11 protein-coding genes are annotated in these 19,700 nt (G+C 72.1%); 3 read left to right on the top strand and 8 right to left on the bottom strand.

Features of this window, described 5'->3' with window-relative positions; translation table 11 throughout:
- Nucleotides 1-71 precede the first annotated feature (71 nt).
- The 8 genes from AB0D08_RS25805 to AB0D08_RS25770 form a co-directional block, all read right to left on the bottom strand.
- Nucleotides 72-473: a hypothetical protein gene (locus AB0D08_RS25805; protein ID WP_033819631.1), complete on the bottom strand. Its 402-nt coding sequence runs from the start codon at nt 471-473 to the stop codon at nt 72-74.
- Nucleotides 473-7,660: a polymorphic toxin-type HINT domain-containing protein gene (locus AB0D08_RS25800; RefSeq protein ID WP_359891957.1), complete on the bottom strand. Its 7,188-nt coding sequence runs from the start codon at nt 7,658-7,660 to the stop codon at nt 473-475. Before AB0D08_RS25800 ends, AB0D08_RS25805 begins: the two co-directional genes overlap by 1 nt.
- Before the next feature lie 384 nt (nt 7,661-8,044).
- Entirely contained in the window at nt 8,045-9,232 is a 1,188-nt protein-coding gene (locus tag AB0D08_RS25795) for a glycine C-acetyltransferase (protein ID WP_359891954.1), read from the bottom strand.
- Nucleotides 9,233-9,274: 42 nt separating this feature from the next.
- Nucleotides 9,275-10,303 carry an L-threonine 3-dehydrogenase gene (gene tdh, locus AB0D08_RS25790; RefSeq protein WP_033819629.1) on the bottom strand — a complete coding sequence of 343 codons (1,029 nt, stop codon included), beginning with the start codon at nt 10,301-10,303 and terminating at the stop codon, nt 9,275-9,277.
- A gap of 293 nt (nt 10,304-10,596) precedes the next feature.
- Nucleotides 10,597-11,193: a hypothetical protein gene (locus tag AB0D08_RS25785; protein ID WP_149038058.1), complete on the bottom strand. Its 597-nt coding sequence runs from the start codon at nt 11,191-11,193 to the stop codon at nt 10,597-10,599.
- Between the two features lie 48 nt (nt 11,194-11,241).
- Nucleotides 11,242-12,102, bottom strand: coding sequence for a carbohydrate ABC transporter permease (locus AB0D08_RS25780; protein ID WP_359891951.1), 861 nt, complete (start codon nt 12,100-12,102; stop codon nt 11,242-11,244).
- Nucleotides 12,099-12,998 carry a sugar ABC transporter permease gene (locus tag AB0D08_RS25775; RefSeq protein ID WP_051812096.1) on the bottom strand — a complete coding sequence of 300 codons (900 nt, stop codon included), beginning with the start codon at nt 12,996-12,998 and terminating at the stop codon, nt 12,099-12,101. The genes AB0D08_RS25780 and AB0D08_RS25775 overlap by 4 nt, the downstream gene beginning before the upstream one ends.
- A 94-nt stretch (nt 12,999-13,092) precedes the next feature.
- Nucleotides 13,093-14,373 carry a sugar ABC transporter substrate-binding protein gene (locus AB0D08_RS25770; RefSeq protein ID WP_033819627.1) on the bottom strand — a complete coding sequence of 427 codons (1,281 nt, stop codon included), beginning with the start codon at nt 14,371-14,373 and terminating at the stop codon, nt 13,093-13,095.
- A 345-nt stretch (nt 14,374-14,718) separates the two neighbouring features.
- Between AB0D08_RS25770 and AB0D08_RS25765 the strand changes: the two genes are divergently transcribed.
- From AB0D08_RS25765 to AB0D08_RS25755, 3 genes are all read left to right on the top strand, one after another.
- Nucleotides 14,719-15,759 (top strand): LacI family DNA-binding transcriptional regulator, encoded by a 1,041-nt coding sequence (locus AB0D08_RS25765; protein WP_359891947.1) that lies wholly within the window; start codon nt 14,719-14,721, stop codon nt 15,757-15,759.
- A gap of 114 nt (nt 15,760-15,873) precedes the next feature.
- A complete protein-coding gene (locus tag AB0D08_RS25760; RefSeq protein WP_359891945.1) occupies nt 15,874-17,127 on the top strand; it encodes a glycosyl hydrolase in 1,254 nt (417 codons plus the stop codon).
- Between the two features lie 114 nt (nt 17,128-17,241).
- On the top strand, nt 17,242-19,674 hold the full coding sequence (locus AB0D08_RS25755) for a discoidin domain-containing protein (RefSeq protein WP_359891942.1): 2,433 nt from the start codon (nt 17,242-17,244) through the stop codon (nt 19,672-19,674).
- Nucleotides 19,675-19,700 lie beyond the last annotated feature (26 nt).

Genomic DNA, 19,700 nt, shown 5'->3' with positions numbered 1-19,700 from the left:
ACCCGGCTGTGCTCCCTCGGTCTCGCCCGGACGGTGGTCGGGGCGCGGCTCCTGGGTCGGGCGGGCGGCCGTCAGGCGTGGCCGAACGTCACGTCGGCGAGTTCGGCCGCGTCCTCGACCGGGGTGAACAGCGACGGGTCGTCGATGTCACGCACGGCCTCGCGCCAGGAGGGGGCGCTCGACACGATGAACCCCTCCCAGGTGGAGCGGAGCAGGAAGACCGAGTCCGCCCAGGCCGGGTCGAGGGAGTACCGGGAGCAGATCCCGGCGCCCTCCTGCGGCGTCGCCCGGACGACGGTCAGGCCGTCGGCGACAGGCCGGATGAACAGCGACCTGACATGACCGAACTGGATCTCGATCCGGGTGGCCGGCGCGCCCTGGGCGAAGGTGGGGTTGCTCTGCAGCCGCAGGGTGGTGTGGGTGGCACTGCACCACCACAGGTGGAAGGCCCGGTCGGGCCAGTTCATCGTCATCACTCGACTCCGTTCAGGCCGGGGGTGACGTTCCTCCAGGCCGGTTCTGTCATCTCTTTCTTGGGGACCAGCTTGCCTCCGAGATAGAAGTCGATCTTGGACCAGTCCCGGTCGCCGACGCGGCACGCCTTCCCGATCACCGACATCTCCCAGGTGGTCCCGTAGCCGCTGTCCGCGGCCTTGCCCGGCCCGGCGCGCATGCCGCGCTGGTAGGCGCGGAGGAAGATGTCGGCGGCGTTGTCACCGGGCAGACCGTCCAGTGCGATGGAGATCTTCACGTTCGCGTCGGACGCCACCCGCTGCACCCCGGTGATCCACAGGGGTGCCTTCGAGGTCGCGTCCTCGGCGCCCCAGGGGTCCCCGTTGAAGGTGTGGGCCCCGATGGAGCTCGCCAGGTCCTCGAACACGCCCTTGGCGTCGTTGACCCCGAGTGCGATGTGGCCGCACACGTCGCCGAGGGTGCAGGCCTGCGCCTCCTTGTCGATCACCCGCACCTCGCAGTTGTGGACCAGGACGGGCGTTTCCCCGGCCAGCACGTAGTAGGTGTGCAGGTCGTCGACGGTCAGGTCGTAGGCCGTCGTGGGCGCGGTCGAGTAGTTGCGGACCTCCGCCACCGTGACGGTCCGGCCGTCGGCGGTGGTGAGCAGGTCCCCGGCCTTGAGGTCGGCCGCGGCGGTCCAGCGCTTGGTGGTGTCGTTCCAGAACGGGTGGTGCCCGGTCGCGGTCAGCGACTCGGTGGCGCCGGACGCCGTGGTGACCTTGAGGTCGGTGAAGTCCTTGTCGTCGGGGGTGACGATGGTCGCCGTCACCGGCTTCGCGGTCTTCTCGTCGGTCACCGGCCCGGCCGAGGCGACCTCGTCCCCCTGCCGGACCTCGTTGATCGGCTTGCTGCCGCCGTCACCGAGCAGGACCCTCGTCCCGGCGGGGAAGCTGTGGCGGCAGCCCACGACCTTCTCGACGAGCTTGCCGAAGGAGCTGGTCAGCTTCTTCGCCGCCCCCTTGGCCGCGGTCCTCAACGCGACCTTCTCGGCGGCGCGGACGGCGGAGGACTCCACCCCGGCCGGCGAGGGCATCGGCACCGGCCCGAAGATGTGCTCCAGGAAGCGGCCGACCTTGTAGCCCTTCATCTTGGTCTGCGGGCCGTCGATGTCACCGCCCAGGTTCTTCAGGAAGGTGGTGCCGTTCATCGGGCTCTGCGGGTGCTCCCGCTCGTACTTGAGCCGGTCGGCGCCCTCGGTGTCACCGGTGAGCCGGTCCCAGGCCTCGCCGAGCTGGGAGACCTCGTCGACGGCCGCGTGGTAGTAGCCGCTCATCGCGGCACCGGCCTGCTTCACGCCGCTGTTGAACGTCGACTTGGTCGACTTCCACAGGCTCGACGCCTTGTCGGAGAACCAGTTCAGGCCGCTCGGGTCGCTGTAGTCGATCGGGTTGTTGTTGCTGTAGGCGTAGCCGTTCCACTGCTGCGGCGATCCCGGGCTCAGGAGCGGGTCCGGGTTGATGAACCGGCCGTGCACGGGATCGTACTGACGGGCCCCCAGGTCGGTGAGCCCGGTGGCGTCGTCCTTGGTGCCGCCGACGAAGCCCTTGGCCCCGGCCCAGGCGCCGGCCGCGGGCTGGGTGCCGCGGGCGTTGCCGAACGGGTCGGTCGGGCGCCGGGTGACGGTCTGGGCCGCATCGGTGTCGATCTGCACGCTGCTGGTGCCGTGCGGGTCGCTCGCCTGGTAGACGAGCTTGCCGCCGCCGGTCGGGGCGGTGACCCGGGTGACGGTGATCCCGCCGGGCGCGGTGTAGGAGCGCACGTCGCTCATCGAGCCGCTGGCGGTGTCCAGGGTCAGCTCGTCCATGCCCAGGTACAGCGTGGTGCTGCCGGGGTTCCGGCGGATCAGCTGGCTGCCGTCCACGTCGTACAGGTACGAGGTACCGGCCACGTCGCCGGTGCGGGTGAACGAGGCCAGCTTCTCCTCGCCGTCCCAGACCAGGTCGGCGGTACCCGAGACGTCCGTGACGGCGGTGGTGCCGCCGACGGCGTCGTACTGGAAGGTGGTGGCCTTGGTCCCCGAGGCCGAGGTGGTCGAGGCCGTCAGCAGCGCGTGCGGGCCACCGGTGCCGCCGCCCGTGTTCGGTGCGGTGGTCCTGGTGTTGGCGCCCGCGCCGAAGGTCTGGACGGTGGTGACGTCCTTGCCGGTGTCACCGGTGACGTCGTGCTGGACCAGCTTGGTGCGGTTGCCGGTCCGGTCGTACTCGTAACTCTGCCAGTACGGGGACGGACCGCCGACCGAGGGCTTGCCGCCGGTCACGGCCGGGCCGCTCCCGTTGACGCAGCCGCCGATGCCGGGGACGGACGGGGCGGCCTTGGTGGTCACGCTCCCGGTGTCCGTCCAGGCGTTGGTGAGCCGGCCGGCGTAGTCGGTGGTGAAGCACTGGGTGTCGGTGACGGAGGCGTTCTGCTTGTCGGTGACGGACGTGATCCGCCCGGCCGGGTTGAAGGTGTAGCCGGTCTCGTCGACCGACGTGGTGCCCGTCTGCCGGTCCAGGAAGGACTTGACGACCCGTCCGGTCGCCCAGTCGTACTGCTGGGTGGAGACCACCTGGCGGCCCCAGTCGCCGACGGTCGTGCGGGTGGCCCGCCCGAGTGCGTCGTACTGGACGTCGGTGACCAGGGTGCTGTTGCCGCCGGAGGCCAGCAGCAGGCCGGTGTTGGTGTAGGTGTAGTCGATGCCCTCGGCCGGCAGGCCGCCCACCGCGGGCAGGTCCGTGTGCACGAGTGAGCCGAGGACCGGCGAGTACTCGTTGGCCGTGGTGTAGGTGCCGGCCAGTGCGCCCTCGGCGGCGGGGATCGTCAGGCTGACCCCGAGCGGCCGGTACGAGGTGTCGTAGCCGGTGACCGCCTGGGTGTAGGCCGCGCCGGAGGCACCGCCCACGTAGCGGGTCGAGGAGGTCGGCTGGCCCTTGGCGAGGGTGTCGTAGCTCCAGCCCGCGAGCTGGTTGGCCGGGGCGACGCCGCCCTTGTACATCCCGGTCCTACGGCCGAGGAGGTCGTAGGTGTAGGCGAGCTTCTCGCCCTTGGCGTCGGTGATGGTGGCCAGCCGCGAGTCCGCGTCGTAGCCGTAGGTGGTGGTCCCGGTGTCCGGGTCCTGGTTGGCGACGACACGGCCGCGCTGGTCGTAGGTGTAGGACCAGGTGTTGCCCGCGGCGTCGGTCCGGGTGGCGGGCTGGCCGCCCGGGGTGAAGGTGAAGGTGCTGACCTCGGCGTCGGCCGCCTTGCCGGTGGCCACCGCTCCGCGGTACTGCCACAGCTGGGTGGTACGGCCGCGGGCGTCCAGCACGGAGCTGGTGGCCGAGCCGCCCTGCGGCGGGGTGACGTCGATCCGGTCGGCGCCCGGGTAGGCGGTGGAGGAGGTCCACTGCTGCTGCCCGTACGAGACGAAGGTGCTGGTCAGCGGTCGGCCCAGGCCGTCGTAACCGACCCAGGTCTCGGCCGGGACCTGCGAGTCCTGCGGGACGAAGACGGTGCCGTTCGGGCCTGTGGTCTGCTCGAAGTACGGCGCCGAGGCCTTGATCGCCCAGCCGTGCGAGTCGAAGACGCTGTCGGTGATCAGCCGGCCGGTGCCACCGGTCGGCAGGCTGGTCTGGGTCTGCCGGAGCCGGCCCAGACCGTCGTAGAGCTCGGTCTTCTTGGAGTAGGACTCGTCCTCCAGCAGCGACTCGGTGGTGATCACCGACGGCGCCGAGGTGCCGTTGATCGCGTAGCTGAACTTCTGCGAGGGCGTCAGGTTGGCCGCCCGGGTGGAGGTCCACAGCGCGGTCAGCCGGCCGAGGCCGTCGTAGCTCTGGGTCGTGGTGCGCTGGTTGATGTCCGAGTTGGTCAGCGGCAGCCCGCGGCCCGGGTCCTCGGTCACCGTGCTCGTCCAGGACGCCCCCATCGGGCCGTACTGCCTGGTCTCGGTCGGCAGCGCCCCGGTGGCCGGGGTGTACGCGGTGGTCGTGGTGATCGCGGTGGTGGTGGCGCCGGAGAGCTGGTTGCCCGCGGCGTCGTAGGTGGAACCGTCGGAGTCGGCGGTGGCGAGGGTGCGGCCGTAGACGTCCTGGGAGGTCACGTGGCCGAGGTCGACGTAGACCGGCCGGCCCTGGGCGTCGTAGTGGTCGAGGGTCTGCGCACCGGTGGAGTCACCGGCCGCACCGGCCTGCCCGAACGGCTTGCCGTCGTAGAGCGACCGGACGTCGGAGACGGTGGTGCCCGCCGTGGCCGCGGTGCCGCAGGGGCCGGCCACGACCTTCTTCTCGCTCACCAGGTCCAGCCGCAGCGGGTCGCTGCTGACCGCGTACGTGGTGGTGGTGCACAGCACGGGGGCGGCGGCGGTGCCGTCGCCGTTGTCCTGGACCTGGATCTGCCGGTTGCCCTTGGCCGGGTCGCTGGTGCCGGTGGTGCTGACCGTGCGCCAGCTGCCGTCGGCCAACAGCTCCTTGCTGGTGCTGGTGGCGGTGGACGCCGGGTAGCGGGCGAGCAGGTCGGGCATGCCGCCCTGCTGCTTGTGGGTCGCGGTGACCTGCTGGCTGCCGGAGGTGCTGCCCTGCATCGCCCGGACGCTGCCGCCGGCCCGGTCGAAGGACTCGGTGGCGACCGCCGTCCCGGCCAGCCAGTCGCTGTCGGTGACGCTGCCGCCGAGCGGGCTGGTGACCGCCACGCTCCGCTTGGAGCCGTCGGCCTTGACGTCGCCGTCCATGCCGCGCAGGTAGGTGGTCCGCTGCTGGGTCCTCGGGGCCTCGCCCCCGTACCCGCTACCGGTGGTGAGGGTCACCGTCTGGTAGCCGCGGAACCCGTCCCAGGTCCGGGTCTTGGGGTCGGTGAACTCCCCCTCGTTGCGGTGCCACGCGGCGCCGCCGCCGTAGGAGTAGTCGGTCGACCTGATCAGCGAACCGCCCACCGCGTCCTGCTCGGTGACCGACTTGACCAGGTACTTGTGGAACCAGTCGTTGACCGGGTCCGGCGAGGACTGGCCGGGCAGGTACCACTTGACCGGCATACAGGCCATGGTGTTGCCGTCCTCGGAGGACGGCATGTGGTTGTTGACCCGGGAGCACTCGGTGTCCTGGAACACCACGTTGATCCGGCTGCCGGTCTCGGTGGTGATCTGCTGGATCCGGGGGCGGTTGAACGCCGGCTGCGCCGGGGTCAGCCCGTCCACCCGGTTGGGCAGCTCACGTGCGGTGAAGGAGACCGCGGGCAGGGTGACGGCCGGCTGGCCGTTGGTGCCGGTGCGCTGGACCGAGTCCAGCCACAGGGCCGGCTTGGTGCCGTCGCCCGGGTTGGGGAAGGAGTGCTTCAGCGCCCAGGAGTCGACGGTGCGGTAGGCGGAGCCCACCAGCACCTCGGTGGAGATCCCGGTCAGCCGCTTGGTGCTGAAGAAGGTCGGCGCGTAGTTGGTGCAGGTGCCGCTCGCCGCGCAGATCTGGTCAACCGGGACGTCCGGCCAGGACGAGGCGTTGGCGGTGGTGCGCTGCGCGTCGGCGCAGGTGATGTTGCCGGACGGCAGGCAGCGCTCGGAGGAGCTGAAGGTGACCTTCGCGGCCGGCTTGGCCGCGCCCTTGGCGGCGATCTGGTCGGGCAGCCGCTGCCCGTACGCGATGCCGGTCAGGTAGCCCGCCCGGTCGTAGCCGGTGAGCACGCCGTTGGGGTAGTTCTGCACCCCGCCGCGGCTGTAGGAGTTGGTCTCCTTGGCGTAGCCGTAGGTGGTCAGGTTCTGGTGCGCGTCGACCACGTAGTCCAGCGACCAGCGCCAGCCCATGGTGCACCAGGAGTCCTTGCCGGAGCCGGAGCTGTAGCAGGGGTCCCCCGCGTTGGGCGAGTACACCGGTACGCCCCAGGCCGAGTTGGCGGACGGGTCGGTGCCGTCGCCGCCGGGCAGGCGGGTGCGGCCGAACCAGTACTGGGTGCCGTCGGTGGTGGTGACCTTCCAGTGCTCGCCGCCGTTCAGGCCGTTCGGCGCACCGGTGAGCAGTTCGACCTTCGAGCCGTCGTCACCCTCCAGGTGCCAGACGCCGGTGGAGTCGTCGCGCACCAGGGTGCCGGAGTGGCCCGCCAGGCTGAGCGTCGCGTTCTGGCCGCCCCAGCACAGGTCGGCGGAGTCCTTGATGCCGGCCTTGTCGCAGGGCCGGTAGGTGCGCTCGATGAAGCCGGCGTCGTAGCTCCAGCCCTCGCCGATCCAGGAGGCCTGGGCGTTCTGCGCCGAGTTCTTGCCGTCCACCGAGGACGAGTCGTAGCCGAGCGACACCGAGGGGGCCGCGCCGCCGAGCGAGGCCGGGGTCTGGATCGGGTACGCGTAGGTGAAGTTGCCGACGCTGCCGCCCGAGCCCCAGTTGGCGGACGGGTTGAGCGAGGTGGCGGCGTAGCTGCCGGCGGCCCCGGAGGCGCCGGTGGTGGTCGCCAGCACCATCGGCGCGGCGGCCGCCGGGCCGCCCTGCGCGGGGGCGGCGAAGAGGCCACGGGCCTGCTTCCCGCCCTCGGCGGGCTTCGCGCCCGTCGCGGCCGGCAGGGCGACCTCGGCCTTCAGCACGCCCGCGGCGTCGACCGTGGACGCCACCGGGGTGGCCTTGCGGCAGTCGGCCGCCTCGGGGCTGGTCAGGGCGCAGGCCGGGAGGGCCACCAGCCGGGTCCGGTCGGACCAGGCGGCGCCCTGCAGGGCCTTGAGGTCGAGCGCGACCTTGACCCGCTCGGCGGGTGCCCCGGTGTCGGGGGCGGTCGCGGTCAGCGTGACGGTCGGTCCGGTGGCACCGGCCGCCCGGCCCTTGGCCGCGTCACCGACCTCCACCTGGACGGACCGGGCGGTGCCGGGGCCGGCCGGGGCGAGCGCCACCGGAAGCCGTCCCGCCTGCACCAGGGTGGTGTCGCCGGCCGCCGCGGCGGCCGGCTTGCGTCCACCGCCGAGGTCGACCACGGCGGTTCCGGCGAACGTGCCGGCGGCGGAGGGCTTCCACGCCTCCGGCACCGGGTACGCGGGGCCCTTCGGCGCGGTGAGCGCCAGGTCCTTCCCCTTGACCGGTGTGGCCGCGACGCCCAGCGGCGTCTTCGGCGTCCAGACCTTCCCGTGCGGCCGTGCGGCCGCCATTGCCTCTGCGGACGGAGCCGTCAGCAGCCCCGTCACCACCGCCATCAGGCTGATCAGCCCGACCGAGCGGCTACGTCTCATCCACCCGGTCGGCCTGTCGGCCGGGCGGCCCCCGAATATGCCGGTCACAACTCTCCTAGCTCCTGTGGAACTCATGTGATCGATGATCAGATGAGCACACTAGGTGCACGGAGTGGCGACCGGTCGCACGCGACCGTCCACAGCCTGAAGCTTTTGTAAAAGTTTGACATCCCGTCAGCGCGTCCCGCTCCCGCGCGGGCCGGTCGCCCGAGGAACTCCACCGGTCGGCAACGGCCTTCACCGTCCGCACCGGCGCTCCGCCCCGTGCACCGGATGATGCAGGAAACGTGTGCAGACGGTGTGCATGACGTGCCCCGGACATGCGTCGGCGGGCGGCCCCGGGTCGAAGACCGGGAGCCGCCCGCCGGACGGGGCGTCAGGGTGTCACTCGCCGAGCGCCGCCCGGGCGTCGACGAAGGCGGCGACGGCGCGCTCGACGTCCTCGGTGGAGTGGGCGGCCGACAGCTGGACCCGGATCCGGGCCGCACCGTGCGGGACCACCGGGTAGGAGAAGCCGATCACGTACACGCCGCGCTCCAGCAGCAGCTCGGCGAGCCGGCCGGCCTTGGCCGCGTCGCCGATCATCACCGGGGCGATGGCGTGCTCGCCGGGCAGGATCTCGAAGCCGGCCTCGGTCATCCTCGACCGGAACAGCGCGGTGTTGGCGGCGAGCCGCTCGCGCAGGTCGCCGGACTTCTCCAGCAGGTCGAGCACGGTGAGCGAGGCGGCCGCGATCACCGGGGCCAGCGAGTTGGAGAACAGGTACGGCCGGGAACGCTGGCGCAGCAGTGCGACGATCTCGCGGCGGGCCGCGACGTAGCCGCCGGACGCGCCGCCGAGCGCCTTGCCGAGGGTGCCGGTGATGATGTCGACCCGGTCCATCACGCCGTGCAGCTCGGGGGTGCCGCGGCCGTTGGCGCCGACGAAGCCGACGGCGTGCGAGTCGTCGACCATCACCATGGCGTCGTAGCGGTCGGCCAGGTCGCAGATCTCGCGCAGCGGGGCGATGTAGCCGTCCATCGAGAACACGCCGTCGGTGACGATCAGCCGGCGGCGGGCGTGCTGGGTGTCCTTGAGCTGCTGCTCCAGGTCGGCCAGGTCGCGGTTGGCGTAGCGGTGGCGGCGGGCCTTGGAGAGCCGGATGCCGTCGATGATGCTGGCGTGGTTGAGCGCGTCGGAGATGACGGCGTCGCGCTCGTCGAGCAGGGTCTCGAAGACGCCGCCGTTGGCGTCGAAGCAGGAGGAGTAGAGGATGGTGTCCTCCTGGCCGAGGAACGCGGACAGCCGCTCCTCCAGCTGCTTGTGCACGTCCTGGGTGCCGCAGATGAAGCGGACGGACGCCATGCCGTAGCCCCAGCGGTCGAGGGCGTCCTTGGCGGCGGCGACCACGGCGGGGTGGTCGGCGAGGCCCAGGTAGTTGTTGGCGCAGAAGTTCAGCACCTCGCCGTCGCGGCCGGTGACGGCCACCGCCGCGCTCTGCGGGGTGCCGATCACGCGCTCGGGCTTGAACAGGCCGGCCTCGCGGATCTCGTCGAGGGTGGCGGCGAGGTCGTCGCGGACGTTGTCGAACACAGTGGCTCCTAGCGGGGGGTCAGAGGGTCGGACGGTCCGGTCTCAGGCGGTCCAGTCGAGGATGACCTTGCCGCAGTTGCCGCCGGCGGCCTCGTCGAAGGCGGCGGCGAACTCGGTGGCGGGGTACCGGCCGGTGATCACCGGGGAGAGGTCCAGGCCGCCCTCCAGCAGGACCGACATCGCGTACCAGGTCTCGAACATCTCGCGGCCGTAGATGCCCTTGATGGTGATCATCGAGGTGACGATCCGCGACCAGTCCACCGGGAACTCGTCGGCGGGCAGGCCGAGCATGGCGATCTTGCCGCCGTGGGTCATGTTGGCGATCATCGACTGCATCGCCTCGGGGCGCCCGGACATCTCCAGGCCCACGTCGAAGCCCTCGCGCAGGCCGAGCTTCTGCTGGCCCTCCTCGATGGTGTGCTCGGCGACGTTGAGCGCCAGCGACACCCCGACCTCGCGGGCAAGCTCCAGCCGGTACGGCGACACGTCGGTGATCATCACGTTGCGGGCGCCGGCGTGCTTGGCGACGGCGGCGGCCATGATGCCGATCGGGCCCGCGCCGGTGACCAGCACGTCCTCGCCGACCAGCGGGAAGGAGAGCGCGGTGTGCACGGCGTTGCCGAACGGGTCGAAGATCGCGGCGACGTCCAGGTCGACCGGGACCCGGTGCACCCAGACGTTGGAGGCGGGCAGCGCCACGTACTCGGCGAACGCGCCGTCGCGGTTGACGCCCAGGCCGACCGTGTTGCGGCACAGGTGACGGCGGCCGGCCAGGCAGTTGCGGCACTTGCCGCAGACCAGGTGGCCCTCGCCGGAGACCAGGTCACCGACGCTGATGTCGGCGACGGCGGAGCCGATCGCGGCGACCTCGCCGACGAACTCGTGGCCGAGGGTGAGCGGCGTCCTGATGGTGTTCTGCGCCCAGCCGTCCCACTTGCGGATGTGCAGGTCGGTCCCGCAGATCCCGGTCCGCAGCACCTTGATGAGCACGTCACCGGGGCCGATCTCGGGCTCGGGGACGTCCATCAGCCAGAGCCCGGGCTCGGCCTTGTGCTTGACGAGTGCCTTCACGGGATGTGCTCCTGACGCGTACGGGGTGGGGCCTGCGGTGGGCAGGCCGAAACCGCCCGGCGTGCGGTGCACAGGGTTCGGTGGCGCGCGCGGCCGTCCGGGCAGGAGCAATCTGCCTGGTCGGACGGGGTGCGGTCCATCGAGGAATTCTTAACGGCCGCCACAGCAGGGCTTCACGATCCTCCCCGAGCAGGCGCCCCGCGCCCGCGTCGGCGTGCCGTGGCCCACCCGATCGCTCCACCCGTTCGGCCCAGCCTCCCCGGCCCCGGCGCCGACCCCGGCCCCACGGCCGGCTAGCGGCGCGCCGTCGTCGGGTCGCCCGGGCGGCCGGTGGCCGGGTCGACGGTGAAGACCGTGGTCTCCGTCGCCGAGGTCACGGTGATCCGGTCCGGCCCGGACCATTCGGCGCGCTTGAAGGAGCCGCGCCCGTCCCGCTCGTCCCACACGCCCAGGTCCCAGTGGCGGGCGGACCAGCCGGTGCCGGTCAGCAGCTCCACGTGGTAGACCGGGTCGACCGAGAAGGCGGTGTCGGTCACGGTCAGCACGCGGTCCGGACGGTGCGGGTCGGCCTTCCGGTCGACCGCCCGCCCGTCGCCGCCGGTCGCGTACGACAGGAGCGCGATCGGGAACCCGACGAACATCAGCGCGACCAGGACGGCCGCGCCGCCGATCTGCGACCACCTGGTGCGGAATTCCAGCTCGACCACGGCGGAGACCACGGTCAGCACGACCGCGGCACCGATCAGCGGTACGGGGTGGTCGGCCCAGCGCGCGACCTCCACCAGCCCGCCCGAGTGGGAGGCCTGACGGCCCAGCGCGTGGACCACGAGCGCGGCCAGCGCCAGCCCCCTCAGTGACCATGCGATCTGCCTGCGACGTCGTGCTGTCATCCACTCCCCCGGTGATCGTCAGAGCGGGCCATGCTACGCGGCGCCGCCTCAGCCCTTCACCGCGCCCTCCTCGACGCCCCGGAAGAAGAAGCGCTGCAGCAGCGCGAAGACCACCACGATCGGGAGGAAGGCGATCATCGTGCCGGCCGCGATCAGCCGGGGGTTGGCGCTGAAGGTGCCGTTCAGGTACTGGAGTCCGACGGTGAGGGTGTAGTGGTCGGGGTCGGTGAGGACGATCAGCGGCCACAGGAAGTCGTCCCAGGCGCCGATGAACGCGAAGATGACCACCACGCTGAGCATCCCGCGCACGTTGGGCAGGCCGACGTGGACCAGCCGCTGCCAGGCGTTGGCGCCGTCCACCAGGGCGGCCGCGTCCAGTTCCGCCGGGACGGCCCGGAAGGCGGTGCGCATCAGCAGGACGTTGAGCATCCCGATGGCGCCCGGCAGTGCGACCCCCACCAGGGTGTCGGCCAGGCCGAGGCTGCGGACGGTGACGTACTGGGAGACGATGGTGACCTCGCCGGGCAGGACCAGGGTCGCCAGGAAGAGTCCGAGCACCGCCCGCGAGCCGCGGAACCGCAGCCGGGCCAGCGCGAACCCGGCCAGCGTCGCGCCGACCGCGTTGCCGGCCACCGTGACGGCCGCCACCACCAGCGAGTTGAGGGCGTAGGTCCAGACCGGCACGGTGTCGGCGACCGTGGCGTAGTTGGCGAGCGTGGGGTGGTGCGGGAGGAAGCCGGGGCTGCGGGTCCAGATGTCCTCGTCGGCGCCCTTGAGGGAGGTGGACAGCTCCCACAGGAACGGCCCGACGGTGAGCAGCAGGACCAGTGCGAGCAGCAGGTAGCGGACGGCCTTCTCGGTCGGCGAGGTGGAGTTGAACCCCCTGGCGGGGCGGCCCGGGCCGGTCATCGGGAGTCCTTCCGGTCGAGGCGCAGCAGCAGGAGCATCGGGCCGAGGGTGACGGCGAACAGCAGCAGGCTGAGCGCGGAGGCGTAGCCGAGGTGCCCGGTGAAGCCGCGGCTGTACATCTGGATCAGCATCACCACCGACATGTCGCGGCCGCCCGGGCCGCCGGTGCCGTCGGAGAGCACGTACAGCTCGGAGAAGACCCGCAGGGCGGAGACCGAGATCAGGACCGAGACCAGCAGCATGGTGTTCCGGACCCCGGGCAGGGTGATGTGCCAGAACCGGCGGACGGCCGAGGCGCCGTCGACGGCGGCGGCCTCGTGGAGTTCGCGGCCGATGTTCCCGAGTGCGGAGAGGTAGATGACCATGTAGTAGCCGAGGCCCTTCCAGACCGTCAGGCCGATGGCGCTGAGCAGGAGCAGCCAGCGGTCGGTGAGGAAGGGCACCGGCCGGTCGACCGCGCCGAGTTCCTGGGCGAGGCCGTTGAGCAGGCCGCGGTCGTCCAGCACCCAGCCCCAGATCAGGGCGACCACCACGGCGGAGGCGATCACCGGGGTGTAGAAGGCGGTGCGGAAGACGGTGATCCCGGGGAGCTTGCGTTCGACCAGCACCGCGAGCAGCAGCGGGAGCAGGGTCAGCAGTGGCAGGCAGATCAGGAGGTAGACCAGGCTGTTGACCAGCGCGTCGGCCAACTGTTCGTCGCTCAGGGCCCGGTGGAAGTTGTCCAGGCCGACGAAGCGGCCGCCGCCGAGCGGCCGGGCGTTGGTGAAGGAGAGGATGACGGTGTTGATCGAGGGCCACAGGTTGAACACCGCCAGCCACAGCAGGGCCGGGCCGGTCAGCAGCCAGGGGGTGAGCCGGCGGCCGTGGGTCAGCCGGCGGGTCGGCCGTCGGTTCATCGGGTTGCCTTCCCGGTGGGGCGGGGCCGCCGTGCGCGAACGGCGGCCGCCGCGGGGGCCGCCGGTGCGGGCGCACGGCGGCGCCCGGGGGCGGTTACTGCGCGAGGAGCTGGTTGCAGCGGGCGACCGCGGTGTCCAGGGCCTGCTGCGAGGTGGCGCCGCCGCTGATGGCGAGGGCGATCTGCTGGTTGACGATGTCGCTCATCGCGCCGTCCACCTGGACGGGTTGGAGCATGGCGGCCTTGGCGAGCGAGCCGAAGGCGATCACCTTGGCGTCGCTCGCGTTGGTGCCGTCGCTCCTGGCGAAGAACGGGTCCTGGGCGGAGGCCTTGGTGGAGGGGAAGATACTGGTCAGGTGGGCGAAGGCGGCCTGGTTCTCGGCGTTGGTCACCCAGCGGGCCAGGGCCACGGCGGCGGGTTTGTTCTTGCTGCCCTTGGCCACGGACAGGCCCTGGACGTACAGCGGCGGGGTGCCGATGGCCGGGGACGGGACGACCTGGGGCGCCAGCGACGGGTTGTCGGTGGCCAGGCCGCTGATGAAGTTGGCGCCGCCGGTGGTCCAGGCGGCGGTGCCGGCGGTGAACAGCTTGGCGTTGCCCGCGTACTTGTCGGTGAGGACGTCCTGCGGCAGCAGGCCGCGCGCGAAGGCGTCCCGGTACCGGTCCAGCAGGGCGGCGGCCTGCGGGGTGTTGAAGGTGAAGCTCTTGCCGTCCTCGGCCATGATCTTCACGCCGGCGTTCGCCAGGTCGCCGAGGCCCGGTTTGCGGCTCATCAGGTAGACCCGGCCGCCGGACCTGTCCTTGACCGTCTGCGCCTGGGCGATCAGCTCGTCGAGGCTGGTGGGCGGTTTCTTCGGGTCGAGGCCGTACCGGGTGAGCAGGTCGGCGTTCCAGTAGTTGACGTCGGTGTTGAGGTACCAGGGGTAGCCGTACGCGCCGGGGTGCCCGGCGTAGCGGTAGGCGTCGATGCCGCCGGCCACGTAGTCCTCGGCGAGCTTCGGGTCGGCCTGGCCGACGTCGAGCAGCAGGTTCTGTCCGACCAGCGGGAGGGCGAAGTCGGGCGGCAGGTTGACCACGTCCGGCAGGGTGCCGGCGGCGGCCTGGCTGAGCACCTTGTCGGCGTAGCCGTCGCCGGGCTGGTCGAGCCAGTCGACCTGGGTGCCGGGGTACTTCTTCTCGAAGGCGTCGATGACGCTCTGCACGTAGTCGGTGAACTTCGGTTTGAGGGCCCAGGTCTGGAGCGAGACCTTGCCCTTGACTTCTCCGGTGACGGCTCCGCCGGCGTCCTCGGACGCCTTGTCGCCGCCGAGGCCGCAGCCCGCCAGCGTGACGGCCGCGGCCAGTGCCACGGTCAGCCGTGTCCAGTGCCTTCGCATGTGTCTCTCCCGGTCTGCTGCGACAGGACGCGTCTGCGCCGTCTGGTTGCGGAGGGGCTTCAACGGAGCGAGGAGGTACGGGGGTCGGGTGGACCGACCGGGACGGCCGCCGGGGGGATCCCGGGATCCGGGCCGGTCCGAAAAGTTCACTAAACCGGTCTAGCGACTCGGGACTATCCTCCGGGCTACACTCCGGTGTCAAGACGTCGGCACCGGCGCCTTCCGGACACCGCGCGGGCGTTCCCGGCCACGCCGCGCCGTCCCGGCCCGCCGTGCCCGGCGCCCCGCCGGGCCGGCCTCCCGCAGTGACCAGCGCCCGGGTGCACGGGCGGAGGAGCCGCGTCCGTGTCCAGACCGACCATCGCCGACATCGCCCAGCGGGCGGGCGTGTCCAAGGGCGCCGTCTCGTTCGCGCTGAACGGCCGGCCGGGCGTCAGCGAGTCCACCCGGCAGCGGATCCTGCGGGTCGCGCAGGAGATGAACTGGCGTCCGCACAGCGCGGCCCGGGCGCTCGGCGGGGCCCGGGCCGGGGCGGTCGGGCTGGTGCTGGCCAGGCCGGCCAGGACCATCGGGGTGGAGCCGTTCTTCGCCCAGCTGCTGTCCGGGCTGCAGGCGGGGCTCTCGGCGCACGCCGTCGCCCTCCAGCTGATGGTGGTCGAGGACACCGCCGCCGAGACGGAGGTCTACCGGCGCTGGGCCTCCGAGCACCGGGTGGACGGCTTCATCCTGGTCGACCTGCAGCAGCGCGACCCGCGGATCGGGGTGCTGGAGGAGCTCGGCCTGCCGACGGTGGTGCTGGGCGGCCCCGGGCACCACGGCCGGCTGCCCAGCGTCTGGGCTGACGACCGGGAGGCGATGCTGTCGATCGTCGACTACCTGGCCGCGCTCGGCCACCGCCGGATCGCCCACCTGGCGGGGCTGCCCGCGTTCCAGCACACCCAGCGCCGGATCCGGGCGCTGCGGGACGCCTCGCGCCGGCTCGGGCTGGAGGAGGCGGTGTCGGTGCCGACCGACTTCAGCGACGCGGAGGGCGCGGCCGCCACCCGCACCCTGCTGGCCCGCGCCGCCCGCCCGACCGCGATCGTCTACGACAGCGACGTGATGGCGGTGGCGGGGCTCGGGGTGGCCGCCGAGATGGGCGTGTCGGTGCCGGGCGAGCTGTCCGTCGTCTCGTTCGACGACTCGGTGCTGGCCCGGATCGTCCACCCGGCGCTCACCGCGCTCTCCCGGGACACCTTCGCGCTCGGGGAGCAGGTCGCCGGGGCGCTGCTGGCCGCCGTCGCGGACCCGTCCTCGGCCCGCGACATCCGGACCGCCACCCCGCGCCTGACCGTCCGTGAGAGCACCGCGCCACCCGGTCTTGGCAGGCACACTAAATCGGTTTAGGCTCCGAGCGAAGCGCACGGCACCGAGGCCGGCCCGGCCGGCCCGTACCCGCCGTCGCGCCCCCGTACGCACCGCCGGGGCCGCTGGGCCCCGACCGGCCGCAGGAGGACGCGCGTGACGACGCAGCACCCAGGGCCAGCCGCACTCCGGTTCGGCGCCAACTACGTACCCTCCTCGGGCTGGCTCTACAGCTGGCTGGACTTCTCCGCGGACACCGCCAGACGCGACTTCGAGGATCTCGCCGGCCTCGGCCTCGACCACGTACGGGTCTTCCCGATCTGGCCCTGGATCCAGCCGAACCGCTCGCTGATCCGCCGCCAGGGCATCGACGACCTACTCGAACTCGCCGACGTGGCAGCGGAGTTCGAGCTGGACGTGGCGGTCGACCTGTTGCAGGGGCACCTGTCCAGCTTCGACTTCCTGCCGTCCTGGGTGCTCACCTGGCACCAGCGCAGCATCTTCACCGACGAGTTGGTCAGGGCCGGCCTGTCCGCGTACGTCGACCAGGTCTGCCGGGCCGTCGCCACCCGCGGCAACGTCTTCGCGGTCACCCTCGGCAACGAGGTGAACAACCTCTGGCCGGCCAACCCGACCGGCGCCGGGGCCTCCTCCGAGTGGGCCGCCGACCTGCTCGCCGCCGCCCGCACGGCCGCCCCTGACCTGCTCAGCCTCTACTCGCTGTACGACGCGGCCTGGTACGAGCCGGACCACCCCTTCCACCCGGCCGACGCCGTGCGGCTGGGCGACCTGACCACCGTGCACTCCTGGGTGTTCAACGGCGTCTCCGCCGTGGACGGCCCGGCCGAGCGCCCGCTCGGCCCGGCGACCACCTCGCACGCCGACTACCTGGTCGAGCTCGCCGCGGCCGGCTCCGCGGACCCGCTGCGCCCGGTGTGGCTGCAGGAGGTCGGCGCACCCCAGCCGGACATCCCGGCCGGCGATGCCGCCGCGTTCGCCCGGCTGATGATCGACCAGGTGGCGCCCAACCCGGCGCTCTGGGGCATCACCTGGTGGTGCTCGCACGACATCGACCGCCGGCTGGCCGACTTCCCGGACCGCGAGTACGACCTCGGGCTGTTCACCGTCGACCACCGCCGCAAGCCGCTCGCCGAGCAGCTGGCCCGCTCGGTGGCCGAACTGCGGACCGGCCGGACGCTCGCGCACGGGCGTCCGGCCGTGGTGCTGGAGGCCGACCTGACCACGCAGCCGGAGCGCCGGGCCGAGGTCGCCCCCGGCAGCGCCTTCCACACCGAGTGGGTCCGGCTGCGGCAGGCCGGCCCGACCGCGATCGTCCCTGCGCACCGGGCCGCCGACCCGGCCTACCTGGCCGCCCGCGGCATCGGCACCGTGCTGGCCGCCACCACCTGAGCCGCACCACCCGGCACCGCCGGCAGCACCACCCGCACGCAGCACCATCCGCACCATCCGCACGATCTGCAAGACCGGCCGACACCCCCACGGAACGCTGGACTGGAGACCCGGATGCGACGACCACTCACCCTGCTGTTAGGTGCCGCGGTGGCGGCCACCACCGCCCTCGGTGCCGTCCCCGCGACGGCCGCACCCGGCGGGCGGCCCGCCCCGGCTGCCGCCGGCAACCAGCCGTACGCCTCGTACTGGTACCCGAACACCATCCTGAACTGGGACCCGGCCACCGACCCCGACGCCCGGTTCAACCGCTCCCGGGTGCCGCTGCAGCCACGCACCTCGGACCCCGCGCTGAAGGCCAACGCGGGCGCCCGCGGCGGCGAGGGGAAGATCGCCTCGCTGGTCTCCTTCGGCCCGACCTCGAACAACCCCTCGCAGGGCTCCCAGGACCCCGGCTACTACGCCTTCGGCTACTGGCAGTACGTCGACAAGCTGGTGTTCTGGGGCGGCTCCGCGGGTGAGGGGCTGATCCTGGCCCCCAACCCGACCGTGATCGACGCGGCGCACCGCAACGGCGTCAAGGTGTACGGGACCGTGTTCTTCCCGCCCGCGGCGTACGGCGGACAGCTCCAGTGGGTGCGCGACTTCGTGCAGAGGTCCGGGACGCGCTACCCGGTCGCGGACAAGCTGGTGCAGGCGGCGCAGTACTACGGCTTCGACGGCTGGTTCGTCAACCAGGAGACCGGCGGAGGTGACGCCGCGCTGGCCACCGAGCTGCGCAACGAGATGAAGTACGCCAGGGCGCAGGGCCCGACCGACTTCATGTGGTACGACGCGATGACCGAGTCCGGCGCGGTCGACTGGCAGAACCAGCTGGACTCCGCCAACGACGCGTTCCTCCAGGACTCCTCGGGCCGGGTTTCGGATTCCATGTTCCTCAACTTCGGCTGGGGCTCCGGCACGCTGGACTCCTCACGGACGCTGGCCCGTTCGCTCGGGCGCAGCGAGTACGACCTGTACGCGGGCATCGACACCGAGGCCAACGGCTACAACACCGGTGTCGACTGGAACGCGCTGTTCCCGGCGGGCCGGCCGCACAGCGCCTCGCTCGGGCTGTACCGGCCGGAGTGGACCTGGAAGTCCGCCACCGACCGGGCCGACTTCTACGCCAGGGACTCCCGCTACTGGGTGGGTGCCAACGCCGACCCGTCCGACACCACCACCTCGAGTTCCTGGAAGGGCCTGGCCTCGTACGTGGCCGAGTCCTCGCCGATCACCGCCAAGCCGTTCGTCACCTCCTTCGACACCGGGCAGGGCGACTTCTACAACTCGGCCGGTGTCCGGGTCGCCACCGGCGGCTGGAACAACCTCTCGCTCCAGGACGTGCCGCCGACCTACCGCTGGCAGGTCACCTCCACCGGGACGAAGCTCACCCCGTCGATCGACTTCGGCGACGCGTACGAGGGCGGCTCCTCGCTGCGGCTGAGCGGGAAGCTGGACGGCACCAACACCGTCCGGCTGTACCAGACCAGGCTGCCGGTGGCCGCCGACACCAAGCTCTCCGTGGTGCTGAAGACCCCGTCTGCCGGGCCGAGCGGGCTCAGGGCCGCGGTCTCGTTCACCGACGCGCCGACCGCCTTCACCACCCTCGACCTGGGCTCCACCACCTCCGCCGGCTGGGAGCGCAGGACACTCGACCTGTCGGCCTTCGCGGGCCGCACGATCGCGCAGATCGGCTTCCAGGCTGCCGGTTCGGCGCCCTCGTACGATCTGCGGGTGGGCCAGCTCGCGGTGTACGACGGTTCGGTGGACGCGACGGCGGCGCCGGGCGCACCGACCGTGCTGGGCAGCACCGATGTGACGGCGACCCGCAAGTCGCTGCGGCTGGCCTGGACGGCCCCGGCCTCCGGCGCCGTGCACCACTACGAGGTGTACCGCCGCAACGCCGACGGGAGCCGGACCTTCCTCGGTGCCACGCCCAACGACTCGTACTACGTGCCGCAGTTGGACCGGGCGGGTGGCGAGAGTTCCACCACCGTGGAGGTCGAGGCGGTGTCGGCGGAGTTCGGCCGCTCGCCCGCCGCCACGACCACCGTCAGCTGGGGCACCACCCCGCCTGCCGAGAGCAATCTCGCGCTGGGCCGCCCGGCGACCGCCTCCGGGCAGTGCAACAGTGCGGAGGGCCCGGCCAAAGCCGTCAACGGCAGCGTGGGTGGCGGCAATTCCGACAAGTGGTGCACCCTCACCACCGCCAAGTGGCTGGAGGTGGACCTCGGTTCGGCGCACCAGCTGTCCCGGTTCACCGTGAAGCACGCGGCGGCCGGCGGTGAGAGCGCCACCTGGAACACCCGCGACTACACCGTCCAGGTCCGCTCCTCCACCGCGGACCCGTGGACCACCGCCGCCACCGTCACCGGGAACACCGCGGCCACCACCACCAGCCCGGCCGCGGTCACCGCCCGGTACGTCCGGCTGGTGATCACCAAACCCACCCAGACCGGCGATCCGGCCGCCCGGATCTACGAGTTCGAGGCCTGGGGCTCGTAACGCCGCACCGCAGCATCGCCGTACCG

The sequence above is a fragment of the Kitasatospora sp. NPDC048540 genome, from assembly GCF_040651175.1.
In the GTDB taxonomy this organism is placed as follows: Bacteria; Actinomycetota; Actinomycetes; order Streptomycetales; family Streptomycetaceae; genus Kitasatospora.
The sequence above is the reverse complement of the archived record's forward strand: the minus strand, read 5'-3'. Positions and strand labels throughout refer to the sequence as shown.